The sequence below is a fragment of the Streptomyces sp. NPDC050548 genome, from assembly GCF_044457385.1.
Taxonomy (GTDB): domain Bacteria; phylum Actinomycetota; class Actinomycetes; order Streptomycetales; family Streptomycetaceae; genus Streptomyces.
In genome coordinates this window covers 405,243-421,317 of record NZ_JBITGV010000001.1, presented here as the reverse complement: position 1 = coordinate 421,317, position 16,075 = coordinate 405,243, and the positions used below count along the sequence as shown (strand labels likewise).

The window sequence follows — 16,075 nt, the reverse complement described above, 5'->3', positions numbered from 1 at the left end:
AGGCCTCCCTGAGCTGGAGTGTTGCAATCTCTGCAACCTTCATTGCGTATATCGCTTACCGCTGTCTAACATCTCGCCCAACACCGGGTCAACGGAGCCGCCGCGAACCGGTGCACCGACGAGGAGCCATCACCATCGTGACCGCCGACGGACAGTCCACCGCCGCCCGTGACGTCGTCGACGTCGTAGCGCTGGGCGAGTCCATGGTCACCTTCCTACCCGGCCGCCCCGGCCGCCTCGCCGACGTACCGTCCTTCGACCGCGCCATCGGCGGCGCCGAGTCCAACGTCGCCTGTGTGCTGGCCGCCGCCGGGCACACCGTCCGGTGGGTCAGCCGGGTGGGGGCCGACGGCTTCGGCGACCACCTCGTCGAGACCATCGGCGGGTACGGGGTCGACGTGTCCGCCGTGGAGCGCGATCCCGTGCGCCCCACCGGCATCTACTTCCGCACCGCAGGGGACCGGGCCACCGACGCCCACGAGGTGGCGTACTACCGGGCCGGATCCGCCGCCTCCGCGATGGCCGCGACGAACGTGGACCTGGCCGCCGTACGGGCCGGACGGGTGCTGCACCTGTCCGGGATCACCCCGATGCTCTCCGACGGCTGCCTCGGCCTGGTCCGTGAGCTGACCGCGCTCCGCGCCCACCGCCCGCTGATCTCCTTCGACGTCAACCACCGCCCCGCGCTGGGGCGTTCGGCCGACGGGCCGGGCGTGCTGCTGGAACTGGCACGCGGCGCCGACCTCGTCTTCGTCGGCGAGGACGAGGCCGCCGAGGTCTGGGGGCTGGTCGGGGCCGATGCCGTACGGGCCGCGTTCCCCGACCCCGAGACACTCGTCGTCAAGCAGGGCGGGCGCGGGGCCACCGTCTTCCACAAGAAGCACGCCACCTTCGTGCCCGCGCCGCACGTCGACGTCGTCGCCGCGGTCGGTGCCGGGGACGCCTTCGCCGCCGGGTTCCTCTCCGCGACCCTGCGGGGACTGCCCGTACGGGACCGGCTGCGGCACGGCCACCTCACGGCCGCCGCCGCCCTCACCGCCCCCGGCGACCTCGCCGCGCCCCCGGCCCGCGACCACGCCGACCGCCTGGTCGCCCTCGACGACCTGGCGTGGGGGAGACTTCGACTCGGCCCCGGCTGGACCGACGCCGCCGACCGGGCCGACGAGGAGGTACGTACGCCATGAGTCAGACCGTCGACCGCGCGCTCAGCATCCTGCCGCTGCTCGCCGAGGGCCCCGCCGACCTCGGCCAGGTCGCCGAACGCCTCGACGTCCACAAGTCGACGGCCCTGCGCCTGCTGCGCACCCTGCACGAACACGGCCTCGTCTACCGCCAGTCCGACCAGCGCTACCGCCTCGGCGCCCGCCTCATCGCCCTCGCCCAGGAGGCGATGGAGAACCTCGACATCCGCGAGATCGCCCACCCCCATCTCGCACGACTCAACGAACAGTGCGGTCATACCGTCCACCTCGCGGTGTACGAGGAGAACGAGGTCCTCTACATCGACAAGGTGGAGAGCCGGTACCCGGTGCGCATGTACTCGCGGATCGGGAAGCCCGTCGCGATCACCGTCGCGGGGGTCGCGAAACTGCTGCTCGCCGACCTTCCGGAGGCCGAGCGGCGGGTCCTCGCCGACAAGCTCGACTACCCCATGTACACCGCCCGCTCCACCCCCAACGCCCCCGCATTCCTGCGGGAGTTGGAGAAGGTGCGGGAACAGGGCTGGGCCACCGACCTCGGCGGCCACGAAGAGTCCATCAACTGCGTCGCCGCGCCGATCCGGGGCGCTGACGGACGCGTGGTCGCCGCGATGTCGGTCTCCGCGCCCAACGTCGTCGTCACCGCCGACGAACTCCTCACCCTGCTCCCGCTGGTCCGTCGTACGGCGGACGCCATCAGTGGCGAGTACTCCGGCAGAACCCCCGTCAAGGAAGCCCCAGAGAAATGAACACAGCATGACCGAGAAGACCGCCCTCACCCCCAAGACCCACACCGCCCCGCCCGCGAAGTTCTCGCACGGCGTCCGCAAGGGGAACATCCTCCAGGTCGCCGGGCAGGTCGGCTTCCTCCCCGCCGAGGAGGGCAGGCCGCCGACGCCGGCCGGTCCGACCCTGCGCGAGCAGACCCTCCAGACCCTCGCCAACGTCCGGGCGATCCTGGAGGAGGGCGGCGCGAGCTGGGAGGACGTGATGATGATCCGCGTCTATCTGACGGACGTGGACCACTTCGCCGAGATGAACGCGATCTACAACGAGTACTTCGAGGGCCTCGTCGAGGTCCCCGCCGCGCGCACGACGGTCTACGTCGGCCTGCCCGCCGGCCTGCTCATCGAGATCGACGCGCTGGCCGTTCTGGGCTAGCGCTGCCCCAACTCCCGCACACCGTACGACGGTTCGGCGCCCCTCGGGGTGCCGTGCCGCGATCCCCCCTGCCCGAAAGCCCGATGCACCTACCCAGAGGACCCCCAAATGTCCTATCCGCTCGCCGCCACCGCCCCCGTGACCCCACCACCCCACACCGGAGGCCTGCTCCTCCTCTTCGACGGCACCGCAGGCCTGTTGACGGTCGCCGCCATCGGTATCGCACTCCTCCTTTTCCTGATCATCAAGGTCAGACTCCAGCCCTTCGTGGCCCTCCTCGCCGTCTCCATAACCGTCGGCCTGCTGGCCGGCCTGTCCGTCACCGAACTCTTCGGCACGGTCCAGCGCTCCGACGCCGTCTCCACCATCGAGTCCGGCATGGGCGGCATCCTCGGCCATGTCGCGATCATCATCGGCCTCGGCACGATGCTCGGCGCGATCCTCGAAGTCAGCGGCGGCGCAGAGGTGTTGGCGTCCCGGCTGCTCGGGTTGTTCGGCGAGAAACGAGCCCCTCTCGCCATGGGTCTCACCGGCCTGATCTTCGGCATCCCGGTCTTCTTCGACGTCGGCATCTTCGTCCTCGCGCCGATCGTGTACGCGGCCGCCAAGCGCGGCGGCAAGTCGATCCTGCTCTACTGCCTGCCACTGCTCGCGGGCCTGTCGATGACCCACGCGTTCCTCCCGCCGCACCCCGGCCCGGTCGCGGCGGCCGGTCTGCTCCACGTCCAGCTCGGCTGGGTCATCCTCATGGGCATCGTCGTCGGCCTCCCCGCCGTGCTCGCCGCGTGGGCCTACGCGGCCTGGATCGGCAAGCGGATCTTCGTCGCCGTACCGCAGGACATGGTCGAGGCGGCGGCCGAGGCGAAGCAGGCGGTCATCGACGAACAGCGTGCGTCCGGTGTCGAACCGCAGGAGAAGCCGGTGGCACTGGGCACGGTGCTGGCGATCATCGGCACGCCCTTGGTCCTGATCCTCGCGGCCACCTTCTCGTCGATCGCCTTCGACCCGTCCACCGGCCGCTCGGTGGTGGAGTTCTTCGGCAGCCCGTTCGTGGCCCTGACCATCGCGCTCCTCCTCGCGTACTACCTCCTGGGGCTACGACGAGGCTGGTCCCGCAAGTCCCTGGAAACCGTCTCCACCGCGTCCCTCAAGCCGGTCGGCAACATCATCCTGGTCGTCGGCGCGGGCGGGGTCTTCGGCGCCGTCCTCAAGGCGAGCGGCGTCGCCCAGGCCCTCTCGGACACCTTCCACGACGTAGGCCTGCCGGTGGTCGTGCTGTCGTACCTGATCTCGCTGGTACTACGGGTCGCACAGGGCTCGGCGACCGTCGCGATCGTGACCACGGCAGGCATCGTGGCCCCCCTGCTGTCCGAGGGCGACCACTCCCAGGCCTTCGTCGCCCTCGTCATCATGGCGATCTCGGCGGGCTCCATCTTCGCCTCGCACGTCAACGACGGCGGCTTCTGGATGGTGGCCAAGTACTTCGGGATCAGCGAGCGGGACACGCTGAGGACGTGGACGGTGCTGGAGTCGGTGCTGTCGGTCGCGGGGTTCGCGGTGGCGGCCGTATTGAGCGTCTTCGTCTAGAAGTTCGTGTAGGCGTCTGATAACGAAGTAGGGGCTGGCTGTGTCCGACACAGGATCGTCGACCATACTTCGCGCTGTGGAGCAGCGCATAGGTTCGAGCAGCCAGCCCCTGGAGGGCGCCGGATTCGACCCGGCCTTCGTCCCCGGGCTCACCGCACCCGCCGTGTCCTCCGACGCACCGGAGGACACGAAGTCGCGGGACGCGGAGCCGGAGGACGCGACGGCCGAGGCGGCGGAACCGGAGGAGTCGTCGGCCGACAAGGCGGACGTCGGGGAGGCGGAGGCCGAGCAGGCCGCCGCCGAGGACGGTGACGCCGAGGAAGACGGTGACGCCGAGGAAGACGGTGACGACGAGTCCGACGGTCCCGTCTTCGAGGCCTCCGACCGGCGGGCCGAGATCGTCGCGGACGGGAAGGGCGTACGACTGCGCCTGGACGACCAGGCGTGCGAGTTCCGCTGGGACGAGATCGGAGCCGTCGAGACCGAGACCCCGCGCTTCGGCAAGCGGTTCACCATCACGGTGCACACTCCCGACAGCCGCTGGTACCCGATCGAGATCGAGGCGGCGGCCAGGAGCCGGTTCGCCGAGTGGGAGACGCAGCTCGACGCCGTCCTCGACGCGTACTTCGAGGACGGCGACGAGGACGAGGACGACGAGTCCGCCGAGGTGGACGAAGCCGCGCTCGCCGAGGCGGAGGCCGAGGTCCGCAAGGACTAGTCGGCTGTCTGCCAGTCGGCTAGCTGCAGTACTGGGCCGCCTTGCCTATGGACCGGTACATGCAGTCCGCGTTCTCCAGCAGTTGGAACACCGCGTCCCGGTTCCGTGAGGTCTCCCTCTCGATGACCTCGTCGGGCGGGTAGAACCCGCCCGCGGAACTGGACGTCGGGTACATCTCGAAGGTGTAGTCGAAGATCTTCTGGGTGCCCCAGAGGTAGTCGTCGATCGAACCGTCCGTGATGTACAGGTCGCTGGACTGCTCGGCCGTGTAGCCGTTGCTCGCGCCCATCTTCTGCCCGACCGCCTTGAACGCGGCGTCGTCGTCCGTGGTCATCCCGGTGGCGGTGTCGGAGTACGTGTATCCGAAGGGCCACAGCACCAGTTCGCTGTACGTGTGGAAGTCGATGCCCGCGGTGATCTGCTGCTTCCCGCCGACGACCCGGCTCCGCACGAAGTCCGCGACCACCTTCACCTCGGGCGCCGACTCGGCGGACGCGCCCCGGTAGGTCTCGGACGAGGTCGAGGTCGAAGAGCCGCCGCAGCAGCCCCACTTGTAGTTCCAGTTCCGGTTGAGGTCCGTACCGACGTACGAGGAACCGGAGTTGGGCTGGCGGTTCTTGCGCCAGGAACGGTAGGCGCCGGTCGCGATGTCGTACTCGCCGCCGTCCGGGTTGAGGTCGGGCACGATCCAGATCTCACGGCTGTTGACGATGTTCGTGACGCGGGAGTCGGTGCCGTAGCCCGCGCCCAGTTCGCGCAGCAGGTACAGCGCCATCTCCACGGTCATGTGCTCGCGCGCGTGCTGGTGGAAGGTGAAGAGGACCTCGGGCTCGTTCTCGTCGGTGGCCACGTTGTCGCTGACCTTGATGGCGACGATGTCCCGGCCCTGGTACGACTTGCCGATCACCTTCTTGCTCATGATGCCGGGGTAGGCGGCGAGCCGCTGGTCGATCTCCGCGTTCGCCTCGGCGTAGTTGTGGTACTTCGAGTCGGCCGTGGGGAAGTCGAGGAGCCGGGCGCCGTCCGCGGCCGAGGAACGGTCGGGTGCCGCGCCCAACAGCGAGACGGTGTAGCCCTGTTGGCGCAGCTGTTTGATCTGGGCGGCGCGGCCGGAGACGACCACGGTCTCCTCGTCGGACTCGTCCACCGTGACGCCGGCCGCCGCGATGGCGGTACGGGTGACCGGGGTGTTGTGGTCGACGTGGATCTCGTACTGGCGGATGTCGTCCGCGGCCGGAGCGGCCTGCCGTGCGCTGCCGGTGGTGGCCTTCGCCGCCGTGGCCGTCTCCGCGACGGGGGCGGCGAGGGCGAGGGCCATCAGGGCGGCGAGCGCGGCGGTACGTCTGCCGCTCCGGGCGCCTGAGCCGCGTATGCGAAGTCGCATGAAATCTCCTTGCTGGAGTTGGGGGGTGTTTCAGTGCGACGTGCGTGAAGTACGGCGTGCGGGTGGGGAGTTCCTGTGCGGGTTCCTCCGGGTGTTTCTGTGTGGCGCCTATGTTGATGTGTTGGCATGGTCAGGTCAAGGGTGTCCCAAGTCGGTGGCCGGATTACCGCCACTTCGGGCTCAGGGCGATCGCCCTGAGCTGCTTCATCGTCAGGGCCGGGGTCTTGCGGGTCGAAGGGGTGTCCTGGGCACCGGAGTTGAAGGCGCTGATCACCACGCGCGTCCCGTCGGTGCGGAGGGTGTCGGCGGTCCACATCACGACACCCGAGCCGCCCTTCTCGCCGGGCCCCTGGTGCTCGGCGACCTTCGTGCCGTCGGACAGGACCTCGGCGTCCGAGCCGAAGAGGTCGCCCTCGACGTCCGACATGTTCGCCTGGACATTGACCTGGACGAGGGTCTTGCCCTTGCCGTCGTCCACGACGAGATAGCCGAATCCGGTGTCGTCACCGCTGCTGTCGGAGACGGTGAGCCCCTTCGGCAGCAGGCTCTTGAGGGTCGGGGCGATCGGAACGCCGAGAGCGGTGTCGCTCGGTGCCGGGGCCGCCGGCGGCGTCTGCTCGGGCATCGCGTCGATGACCTTCCGCCACGCCTCCGAAGCCACGAATTTCGTCAACCGGGCGGGGGACAGCGGCGGTTGGGGCCTGGTGATCGGTGCGTCCTTCTCGGCGGCGGCGTTCCACTCGCTCACGCTCACGTGCTGCCCCTGGGGGGTGACGAGTTCCGCGCTCCACAACTTGGTGTCCACCCGGCGGTCGGGATACTCGTACCCCTGAAGGACCATGACCACCGACCCGTCCGCCAGCCGGCTCGTGCGGCACGCGTCGTAGTGCGTGAACACCTTCGCCGGGCACGTGGTGGCCTGCCGCGCCTCGTCGCTCCCCGGCTCCACCCGGCCCAGGCTCAGCTCGACGGCCGACTTGCCCTTCCCGTCGTCGTAGACGGCATGGACGTACGGCGCCGGTCCCTCGTCCGTGCCACGGGTCTCGATATTGGTGTACGAGCCCTCGCCCATCAGGTGCCCGAACGTCATGAACAGGTCCTTGCCGGAGACGGGAGCGGGAGCGGAGGTGGCGGAGGCGCGGGTGGACGTGGCCGGGGAACCCTGTACGTCGGGGGAGCCGCTCGGCAGGAGCACCGCCGTGCCGACGCCGACGAGGGCGATACCGGCCGCGCCGCTCATGACGGCGGCGTTCCGGCGTCGCAGCAGCCGCCGTCGTCCCTTGAGGGCACCCCCGGTGACGAGCGCGGCCCGGTCGGTCTCGAAGGCGTCGCCCGCGTCCCGGAGGCCGGCGGCGAGCCGTGTCTCGAAGGGGTCGGCGCTGTCGCTGGAGTGTGCGTCGGGCATGGCGAACCACCGTTTCGCATAGGGGGTGTTGGCGGGATGGATGTGCGGGGCGGTCAGGGGCGGGCGTACTCGTCGAGGTTCTCGCCGAGGAGTTCCCGCAGGCGGCCGAGCGCGCGGACGCAGCGGGTGCGTACGGCGGCCGAGCTGACGTGCATGACGTCGGCGGTCTCCTCGACGGACCGGTCCTCCCAGTAGCGCAGGACGACCACGGCCCGGTCCTTGGCGGGCAGCCGGGACAGGGCCTGGAGCAGGGTCAGCCGCAGGGGTGTGTCACCGGTGGCGCCGCCGGGGTCGGGCCGGTCGGGCAGTACGTCGGTGGCGCGCTCGGTGCTGCTGCGGCGCCGCTGGTGCGCGAGGTACGTACGGGTGAGCACGGTCTGCGCGTACCCGGCGGGGTTGCCGATCCGGGACATCCGCCCCCAGCCGACGTACAGCTTGCCGAGGGTCTCCTGCACCAGGTCCTCGGCGAGATGCGTGTCCCCGGCGGTCAGCAGACAGGCGGACCGATAGAGATGCCCGGCGCGTGCGGCGGCGAACTCCGCGTACTCGTCGGCGCGTCCCTGTCGTCTCATACCGTTTCCCCCTGCCCCCGCGGGCTGTTGCCCGCCGCCCTCACTTCATTGATGCGCTGGACCCACAGGAATGTTTCAGACGGGGCGGGGCGGGCTCGCCCTTCATTGTCAGTGGCGGCTGCTACGAATGCCGGTATGACCGAGGACGAGATCATCCAGGCGGTCCGAGAACGGCATCGGGCAGGCGAACGGCCGCCGACCGCCCTGCCGGAGGCCGTGGCCGAGCCCCCGACCACCCGCCCTCCGTCGTACCGCTGTTGACGTGGGGCTGTGCGATCTGGTCCTTCGTCGACCTCAGCACCCCGGAGGGCGCGGGACGAGTGCGCCCCGAACACACCCGCCCCGCGCCTCCGTCCGCCGGGGCGGTTGCGCCGGGGCCGCCTTGTTCTGTGGGGCCCTCGTGAGGACCATGTCCCTGACCGTGTACGGGCGTTGCAGCGAGGGGGATCCGCCGTGTTCGACAACCTGGGAGACCTGGGGAAGCTCAAGGACAAGGCCGAGGAGATCGCCGAGGAGCACGGGGACAAGATCTCCGACGGGCTGGAGAAGGCCGGTGACCTCGTCGACGAGAAGACGGACGGCAAGCACACCGAGCAGATCGACACCGCGGTCGACAAGGCGCAGGAGCTGCTGGACAGGCTCGCCGAGAGCGCGCGCGACGCCGACGGCAAGAACCGGCCGGCGGGGTAGAGCAGAAGTGGGGGGGGGGGGGGGGGGGGGGGGGGGGGGGGGGGGGGGGGGGGGGGGGGGGGGGGGGGGGGGGGGGGGGGGGGCGGGCCGGGGGCGCGCCCCGCCCCCCCCCGCCCCGCCGCCGCCCCCCCCGCCCCGGGGGGGGGGGGGGCCCCGCCGGGGGCCCCCCCCCCCCCCCCCCCCCCCCCCCCCCCCACCCCCCCCGTTCAACACGATCCGCTACGGCAGCGCGTGCACATGCGCTCCCACCGAGTTCGACCATGAACTGCCCGCCGCGGCGTCCCAGTTCGTGGACCAGGTCATCGCGCCCCGGAGGTCGGGGTACGTCTTCGACGGCTTGAAGGTGCCGCAGTTGGTGCCGGCCGTCAGGCAGTCGAGGGCGTTGTTCACGATGGTGGGGGAGACGTAGCCGCTGCCCGCCGCGCTGGTGGAGGCCGGGAGGCCGAGGCCCACCTGGGACGGGGCGAGGCCGCCCTGGAGCTGGATGCAGGCGAGGGCGGTCAGGAAGTCGACCGTGCCCTGGCCGTAGACCTTGCCGTCGCAGCCCAGCATCGTGCCGCTGTTGTAGTACTGCATGTTGACGACCGTGAGGATGTCCTTCACGTTCAGCGCGGTCTGGAAGTACGAGTTCGACGTCGACTGCATGTCGATCGTCTGCGGCGCCATCGTGATGATGAGCGACGAGCCCGCCTTCGAGGACAGGGTCCTCAACGCCTGTGTCATGTAGGTCGCGTTGAGGCCGTTCTCCAGGTCGATGTCGACGCCGTCGAAGCCGTACGTCTGCATCAGGGAGTAGACCGAGTTGGCGAAGTTCGTCGCCGACGTCGAGTCGCTGACCGAGATCGTGCCGTTCTGGCCGCCGATCGAGATGACGACCTTCTTGCCGGCCGCGTGCTTGGCCGCGATGTCCGCCTTGAACTGGTCGACCGTGTAGCCGCCGAGGCCGGACGAGTCGAGCGTGAAGGAGACCGCGCCCGGGGTCGAGGTCGCGTCCGCGAAGGCCACCGCGATGATGTCGTACTGGGAGGAGACGGCCGAGAGCTTCTGGACGGTCGCGCCGTTGTTGAAGTTCTGCCAGTAGCCGGTCACCGCGTGCTTGGGCAGGGTGCCGCCGCCGTTTCCGCCCGTTGCCGTCGTCGTGCCCGTCACCGCCGTCGACTTCCCGGACTCACCGGCCGAGTTGGTCGCCGTGACCTGGAAGGAGTACGAGGTCGAGGCCGCAAGTCCCGTGACCGTGGCGGACGTTCCCGTCACCGCCGTGATCTTCGTGCCGTTCTGGTAGACGTTGTAACCCGTGGCTCCCGACACCGCGCTCCACGCGAGCGAGACCGAGGAGGACGTCGTGGAGGAGACGGACAGGCCCGTCGGCGTCGCCGGGACGGTCGGGGCCGGGTCGCTGCCACCGCCGCCGTCGGGGCCGTAGACCGAGATGTCGTCCGCGTAGTACGCGGCCTGGCCGTACCAGCCGTGGGTGTAGACCGAGACGGACGTGGTCGAGGCGCCGGTCGTGAATGTCGTCGACAGCTGCTTCCAGGACGTGGTGTCCGGGGTCCAGGTCGAGACGTCCGTCGTGCCGGTGCCCGTCACGCCGAGGTAGGAGTAGCCGCCCTGCACCCACGCGCTCAGCGTGTACGTCGAGTTGGGCTTGACCGCGACCGACTCGCTGCACTGGGCGTTGTCCTGGCCGGCGGGCGTGGCCTTGAGGGCCGCCGCGCCGCTGTGCACCGGGGAGGAGACGGTCGTGCCGCTGCCCGCCGTACAGGTCCAGTTGGTCAGGCCCGACTCGAAGCCGGCGTTCTTGGCGTTGTTGATGTCGGCGGCGGACGCCTGGCCGGTGCCCGCGAAGGAGAGGGCGAGGGCGGCCATGGCGACCCCGGCCCACAGACGTCTGTTCCTGAGTACGGGCATGCCTGGTGCGCGGTCCACTGATGCCTCCGGTGGGGGAGTTGGAGGGGACTGTGACGAACGACGGTGGCCACCGCTGGAGTTCAAGAGTTGGTCCAGACCAATTGCGCTGTCAAGAGGTCCAGACCAACTTCTCCGGCGGCGGAATCGGGGTCCCGGCCTCGATCGGCTGCTCTACCTGCCCCGTTTTGGCCTGGTGTGCGCAATGACAGTTGCGGCACAGCTACAGAAACGCTGTTCTCCGGTCACAGGGGCGTGGATACAGTGCTGAGGTAGTCACGCAATGAAGTCGACTCGGCGTACCGGAGTAATACCGGGAAGCCGACAGGCGTGAGACGGGGAGCTGCGCGTGCCAACTGCCATTGCCGTGACCAGCGCCGACATGGCGCTGCCATCACAGGACGAACGAACCCTGCCCGCCGTCGTGCTGCGGGACCTGGATCAACGGCCGCTGGACCAGGCGCTGTCGGAGATGCAGACCCTCATCGACCAGCACGGGCATGTCGTCGTCGTGTCCTCGCAGGCCGTCTCCGAGGGCGTCGACCGCCGGCTGCACACCATCCGGTCCATCCTGGAGACCGACCGGATCGCCCTGTTCCGTCCGAATCTCCCCCCGCTCGGACTCGCCGTCCTGGCCCGCCAGTTGAGGCAGCTCGCGTCCTGCGACCTCAGTCCCGGGGTGCTCGCCTCGGCGGGCCGGCTGCTCACCCACTACATCCACGCCGGCGCCGTCCTCGGCTCGGTCGCCAGGCTGGACCGGGTCCCCGTCGGCCTCAAGTCGCACGCCAAGTCCTGGGTGCCCGGCAGCCAGTTCGCGGTGATCGCCCACCCGGAGCCGCAGCTCATCAGGGTCGGCCCCGGAGTCGCCCTCGCCGGGCCGGAGTTCGGCACCTGGATGCTGGTCGCCAAGGGTCAGTTGCAGTCCGACTGGATCGGCACCACCCTCGCCCCGGCCTGGAACGCGATGGGGCTCCGCGAGGCCACCCTGCCCGCCGAGTCGGCGAGTTGGTGGGGTACGAACAAGTTGATCGAGTTCTGCACCTATCTGCCCGATCTGTCGGTGCTGTATCAACTGGTCACCTCGGTACGGCAGTCCGTGTGCCATTGGTGCGGTATCGACGTCATCGGCGACCGTTGTGTCTTCTGCTCGGCAACACCGCCGGTTCATGAGAACCAAACGTCGAGCGGATAAGTCATCCCTTCACAGGACACGCTTACAGCACCTGATCCCGCTCGACCCGCCCGACCCGGCTAGATCTCGCTCGATCCGCTCATTTCCGCTCGACCGATATCCCCAATGAGGTTGTACGGTTCATGAACTCCCGTCAGCGCCGCGGCGTGATACTCCTGCTCCTGTCGGTCCTCTGCGCCCTCGGCGCGTTCGCCGGCGTCCTCTCGGTCATCAGCGACGTGAAGTCCAAGGTCGGCCCCGAAGTCGCCGCCTACCAGGTCAAGGACGACGTGGCGCCCTACACGACCCTCACCGCCGCGCAGTTCAAGAAGATCGAGATGCCCAAGCGGTGGCTGTCGGACAACGCCGTGACCGATCTCGGCCAGATCAAGGACAAGATCGCGGTGACCACCCTGCGGAGCGGCTCCCTGCTGCAGACCGACATGATCGTCGACCAGCCGGCCCTGCGGCCCGGCCAGCAGGAGGTCGCCATCATGATCGACGCGGCCACCGGCGTCGCGGGCAAGATCTACCCGGGCTCCACGGTCAACGTGTACGCCACCTTCGCGGGCGCCAAAGAGGGCGACCCCGACCAGTCGAAGATCATCGTGACCAACGCGAAGGTCATCGACGTCGGCCACATCACCGCCCTCGACCCGGGCAGCAACAGCGACAAGAACCAGCAGCAGTCCACCAACGCCGTCCCGATCACCTTCGCGCTCTCCACGCTGGACGCCCAGCGCATCACCTACGCCGAGTCGTTCGCCGAGCGGGTGCGGCTGGCACTGGTGGCGCCCGGCACCGATACGACCGTGCCCGAGCAGGACCGGACGTACGAACTCGCGAAGGACAAGTGAGAGGCCCGCATGCCCACCAGGATTCTTCCGGCGGTCGGTGACGCGGACGCCATCCGCGCCATCACGACCCTGCTCAGCCAGCTCCCGGACGCCGACCCGGTGGCCCCGGTGGCCGACTCGACGCAGCTCATCGACACCCTGGCCCGGCTCGCCGCCGAGTCCGTCGACGAGCTGCCCGAAGTCGTGGTGGTGCATGAACGCATCGGTCCCGTCCCGGCGTTGGAGCTGGTCCGCGAAGTCGCCCTGCGCTTCCCTGCGGTGGGCGTCATCCTCGTCACCACGGACGCCAGCCCCGGCCTCTTCCAGGCCGCCATGGACTCCGGCGCCCGCGGCCTCATCGCCCTCCCGCTGAGCTACGAGGAACTGGCCAACCGGGTTCAGGCCGTCGCCGCCTGGTCCGTGGGCGTACGGCGCCATCTCGGCCACGGCGGCGATGTGTTCACCGGCGTCGGCGGCACCGTCGTCACGGTCAGCGGCGCCAAGGGCGGGGTCGGCGCCACCCTCGCCGCGATCCAACTCGCCCTCGCCGCCCAGACCTCGGGCCGTACCACCGCGCTCGTCGACATGGACCTCCAGACCGGCGACATCGCCTCCTACCTGGACGTCCAGTTCCGCCGCTCGGTCGTCGACCTCGCCGCGATCACCGACATCTCGCCGCGCGTCCTGGCCGACGCCGTGTTCCGGCACGACACCGGGATGGCGCTGCTGCTCGCCCCCGGCGAGGGCGAACGCGGCGAGGAGGTCACCGACCGGGCCGCCCGCCAGATCGTCAGCGCCCTGCGCTCCCGCTATGAGGTCGTCGTCATCGACTGCGGGGCCCAGATGAGCGGCGCGAGCGCGGCGGCCGTCGAAATGGCCGACACCGCCCTGCTGTTCACCACCCCGGACGTGGTCGCCGTACGCGCCGCGAAGCGCACCGTCCGCATGTGGGACCGGCTGCAGATCCGCAAGGCGGAGGAGACGACCATCGTCGTCAACCGGCACACCCGCGGTACGGAGATCCAGCCCGCCCTCATCCAGCGCATCACCGGCACGGCCGTCGCCGCCACCGTGATCCCCGCCAACTTCAGGGAACTCCAGGGCGCGGTGGACGCCGGCCGGCTGCACGAACTCGACAACAAGAGCGTGGTCAAACAGGCCCTGTGGGGTCTCGCGGGCGAACTCGGCCTGGTCAAGGTCCCCGAGGGCGCCCAGAAGGGCGGCCGGGCGCGGGGCGGCGGCGATCGCGGCTCGCTGAGCTTCCGGCGTCGTAGGGAGTGAGGGGGATGCGTATGACCGCGCACGGGCGAGACCGGGGCCAGGTCACCATCGAGTTCCTCGGCATGACCCCGCTGATCATTCTGACGCTGGTGCTGATGTGGCAGTTCGTGCTGGTGGGGTACACGTACACGCTCGCGGGGAATGCTGCCGACGAGGCGGTGCGGGCGGCGACGGCGGCCACACGCGGCGAACGCCAGGCCGCCTGCGAACAGGCGGGCCTCAGCAAGCTGTCCGCCGCGTGGAGGGGGGACGCCGAGGTGACCTGCCAGGGCACGGGCTACGTCACTGCCGACGTCACCCTCAAGGTGCCCGTCCTCTTCCCCGGCTCGATCGCCTTCCCCTTCACGGTGCACGCCCACGCGGGCGCCGTCGAGGAGGCGACGAACTGACATGCCCCACGGACGAATCGAGATGTCCTACGGCCGTGAAGCGCGCGACCGCGGTCAAGTCGCCATCGAATACCTCGGGTTCATCCCGATCCTGATCCTCGTCACCCTGGCCGCCGTGCAGTTGGGGCTGATCGCCTACACCGCGGAGCAGGCGGGGACGGCGGCGAGGGCGGGCGCGCGCAGCGCCTCGCTCCGGCAGGGTTCCCAGCCGGCGTGCAGCGACGCGGTCAGCTCCGGGCTCACGGTCGTCGGCTGTCCGGCCTCGTTCGGCAGCGACACCGTCACCGTGACCGCCTCCATCCACATCCCGTCCGTCATCCCCGGCTACGACGGCTTCGGCAACGCCAGCAAGACCGCCACCATGCCGCTCGACCACTGACACACCACCACTGAACGACACGGTTCGACTGAACAAGGAGCGAGGAGCACAGCACTCATGGGTCTGCGGGAACGTGTCAACCATCCCGAGGAGAACGGCCATCGGGGCGAGGAAGGCCACATGGTCGCCTCGTACCGCGCCAAACTCCTGGAGGAGATCGACCTCGCGGAGATGAGCGCGCTGGCCGCCGCCGAGCGACGGGCCCGCCTGGAGCGGGTGCTCGGGCACATCATCAGCCGCGAGGGCCCGGTCCTCTCGACCGTCGAGCGCTCGCAGCTGATCCGCCGGGTCGTCGACGAGGCGCTCGGCCTCGGCATCCTCGAACCGCTCCTCGAAGACGCGTCGATCACCGAGATCATGGTGAACGGCCCGGACGCGATCTTCGTCGAACGCGGCGGCCGGGTCGAGCAGTTGCCGCTGCGCTTCCCCTCCCACGACCAGCTGATGCAGACGATCGAGCGGATCGTGTCGACCGTCAACCGCCGCGTGGACGAGTCGAATCCGATGGTCGACGCGCGACTGCCGTCCGGCGAACGCGTCAACGTCATCATCCCGCCCCTGTCGTTGACCGGCGCGACCCTCACGATCCGCCGCTTCCCGCGCTCCTTCACGCTCCAGGAGATGGTCGGCTTCGGCTCGCTCGACGAGCACATGCTGTACCTGCTCGCGGGGTTGGTGCACGCCAAGTTCAACATCATCGTGTCCGGCGCCACCGGCACCGGCAAGACGACCCTCCTCAACGCCCTCTCCGGCCTCATCCCGGAGACCGAACGCATCATCACCATCGAGGACTCGGCCGAACTCCAGCTCCAGCAGTCGCACGTGATCCGGCTGGAGGCCCGCCCCCCGAACGTCGAGGGCAAGGGCCAGGTCACCATCCGCGACCTCGTCCGCAACTCCCTCCGGATGCGCCCCGACCGGATCGTCGTCGGTGAGGTCCGCGGCGGCGAGTCCCTCGACATGCTCCAGGCGATGTCCACCGGCCACGACGGCTCCCTCGCGACCGTCCACGCCAACAGCGCCGAGGACGCGCTGATGCGCCTCAAGACCCTGGCGTCCATGTCCGAGGTGGAGATCCCCTTCGAGGCGCTGCACGACCAGATCAACAGCGCGATCGACGTCATCATCCAGCTCACCCGCTTCGCCGACGGCGCCCGCCGGATCACCGAGATCGCCCTCCTCGACAGCCACGGCAGCGAGCCGTACCGCCTGGCCACGGTCGCCCGCTTCAGCCCGCAGCCCATCGCCGCCGACGGCCGGATCTACGGCGTCTTCGAGTACTTCCCGCTCTCGCGCCGCACCGCCGACCGCCTCTACATGGCGAGCCAGCCCCTGCCGCAGGCCTTCGGCGTCGCCCAGAGCACGGAACACCTAGCCCTCAGAGAAGCCAGTAGGTAG

General features: G+C 69.8%; 17 protein-coding genes. 13 read left to right on the top strand and 4 right to left on the bottom strand.

Annotated elements, in window-relative coordinates:
- Positions 1–137 precede the first annotated feature (137 nt).
- The 5 genes from ACIBJH_RS01950 (at position 138) to ACIBJH_RS01930 (ending at position 4,665) form a co-directional block, all read left to right on the top strand.
- A complete protein-coding gene (locus tag ACIBJH_RS01950; protein ID WP_399114905.1) occupies positions 138–1,184 on the top strand; it encodes a sugar kinase in 1,047 nt (348 codons plus the stop codon).
- The gene (locus tag ACIBJH_RS01945; RefSeq protein ID WP_399114904.1) at positions 1,181–1,948 is read left to right on the top strand and encodes an IclR family transcriptional regulator; all 768 of its coding nucleotides are present in this window, start codon (positions 1,181–1,183) and stop codon (positions 1,946–1,948) included. The genes ACIBJH_RS01950 and ACIBJH_RS01945 overlap by 4 nt, the downstream gene beginning before the upstream one ends.
- A gap of 7 nt (positions 1,949–1,955) precedes the next feature.
- A complete protein-coding gene (locus ACIBJH_RS01940) occupies positions 1,956–2,360 on the top strand; it encodes a RidA family protein (RefSeq protein WP_200712523.1) in 405 nt (134 codons plus the stop codon).
- A 108-nt stretch (positions 2,361–2,468) separates the two neighbouring features.
- Positions 2,469–3,947 (top strand): GntP family permease, encoded by a 1,479-nt coding sequence (locus ACIBJH_RS01935; RefSeq protein WP_399114903.1) that lies wholly within the window; start codon positions 2,469–2,471, stop codon positions 3,945–3,947.
- Between the two features lie 76 nt (positions 3,948–4,023).
- Entirely contained in the window at positions 4,024–4,665 is a 642-nt protein-coding gene (locus ACIBJH_RS01930) for a hypothetical protein (RefSeq protein ID WP_399114902.1), read from the top strand.
- A 19-nt stretch (positions 4,666–4,684) separates the two neighbouring features.
- Here the strand turns inward: ACIBJH_RS01930 and ACIBJH_RS01925 are convergent, their stop codons facing one another.
- The 3 genes from ACIBJH_RS01925 to ACIBJH_RS01915 all read right to left on the bottom strand — a co-directional run bounded on the left by ACIBJH_RS01925 (position 4,685) and on the right by ACIBJH_RS01915 (position 8,026).
- Complete coding sequence (locus tag ACIBJH_RS01925; RefSeq protein WP_399114901.1) at positions 4,685–6,049, bottom strand: M14 family metallopeptidase; 1,365 nt, start codon at positions 6,047–6,049, stop codon at positions 4,685–4,687.
- Positions 6,050–6,212: 163 nt separating this feature from the next.
- On the bottom strand, positions 6,213–7,454 hold the full coding sequence (locus tag ACIBJH_RS01920) for a hypothetical protein (RefSeq protein WP_399114900.1): 1,242 nt from the start codon (positions 7,452–7,454) through the stop codon (positions 6,213–6,215).
- 53 nt (positions 7,455–7,507) lie between these two features.
- Positions 7,508–8,026: a SigE family RNA polymerase sigma factor gene (locus ACIBJH_RS01915; protein WP_399114899.1), complete on the bottom strand. Its 519-nt coding sequence runs from the start codon at positions 8,024–8,026 to the stop codon at positions 7,508–7,510.
- Positions 8,027–8,161: 135 nt separating this feature from the next.
- On the opposite strand from ACIBJH_RS01915, the gene ACIBJH_RS01910 reads away from it, so the two are divergent.
- Both ACIBJH_RS01910 and ACIBJH_RS01905 read left to right on the top strand, forming a co-directional pair.
- Entirely contained in the window at positions 8,162–8,287 is a 126-nt protein-coding gene (locus tag ACIBJH_RS01910; RefSeq protein WP_399114898.1) for a hypothetical protein, read from the top strand.
- A 192-nt stretch (positions 8,288–8,479) separates the two neighbouring features.
- Entirely contained in the window at positions 8,480–8,716 is a 237-nt protein-coding gene (locus ACIBJH_RS01905; protein ID WP_399114897.1) for an antitoxin, read from the top strand.
- Between the two features lie 219 nt (positions 8,717–8,935).
- Here ACIBJH_RS01905 and ACIBJH_RS01900 read toward each other — a convergent pair whose 3' ends face one another.
- Positions 8,936–10,624, bottom strand: a complete 1,689-nt coding sequence (locus ACIBJH_RS01900) for a chitinase (RefSeq protein WP_399114896.1) — start codon at positions 10,622–10,624, stop codon at positions 8,936–8,938.
- Positions 10,625–11,003: 379 nt separating this feature from the next.
- Between ACIBJH_RS01900 and ACIBJH_RS01895 the strand changes: the two genes are divergently transcribed.
- The 6 genes from ACIBJH_RS01895 to ACIBJH_RS01870 all read left to right on the top strand — a co-directional run bounded on the left by ACIBJH_RS01895 (position 11,004) and on the right by ACIBJH_RS01870 (position 16,075).
- Positions 11,004–11,813, top strand: a complete 810-nt coding sequence (locus tag ACIBJH_RS01895) for a hypothetical protein (protein WP_399115574.1) — start codon at positions 11,004–11,006, stop codon at positions 11,811–11,813.
- Positions 11,814–11,935: 122 nt separating this feature from the next.
- The gene (gene cpaB, locus ACIBJH_RS01890; protein WP_399114895.1) at positions 11,936–12,649 is read left to right on the top strand and encodes a Flp pilus assembly protein CpaB; all 714 of its coding nucleotides are present in this window, start codon (positions 11,936–11,938) and stop codon (positions 12,647–12,649) included.
- A 9-nt stretch (positions 12,650–12,658) separates the two neighbouring features.
- Positions 12,659–13,909, top strand: a complete 1,251-nt coding sequence (locus ACIBJH_RS01885; RefSeq protein WP_399114894.1) for a CpaE family protein — start codon at positions 12,659–12,661, stop codon at positions 13,907–13,909.
- 5 nt (positions 13,910–13,914) lie between these two features.
- Positions 13,915–14,298, top strand: a complete 384-nt coding sequence (locus ACIBJH_RS01880; RefSeq protein ID WP_399114893.1) for a TadE family protein — start codon at positions 13,915–13,917, stop codon at positions 14,296–14,298.
- 1 nt (position 14,299) lies between these two features.
- Positions 14,300–14,677, top strand: a complete 378-nt coding sequence (locus tag ACIBJH_RS01875) for a TadE/TadG family type IV pilus assembly protein (protein ID WP_399114892.1) — start codon at positions 14,300–14,302, stop codon at positions 14,675–14,677.
- A 57-nt stretch (positions 14,678–14,734) separates the two neighbouring features.
- Positions 14,735–16,075 carry a CpaF family protein gene (locus tag ACIBJH_RS01870; RefSeq protein WP_019072776.1) on the top strand — a complete coding sequence of 447 codons (1,341 nt, stop codon included), beginning with the start codon at positions 14,735–14,737 and terminating at the stop codon, positions 16,073–16,075.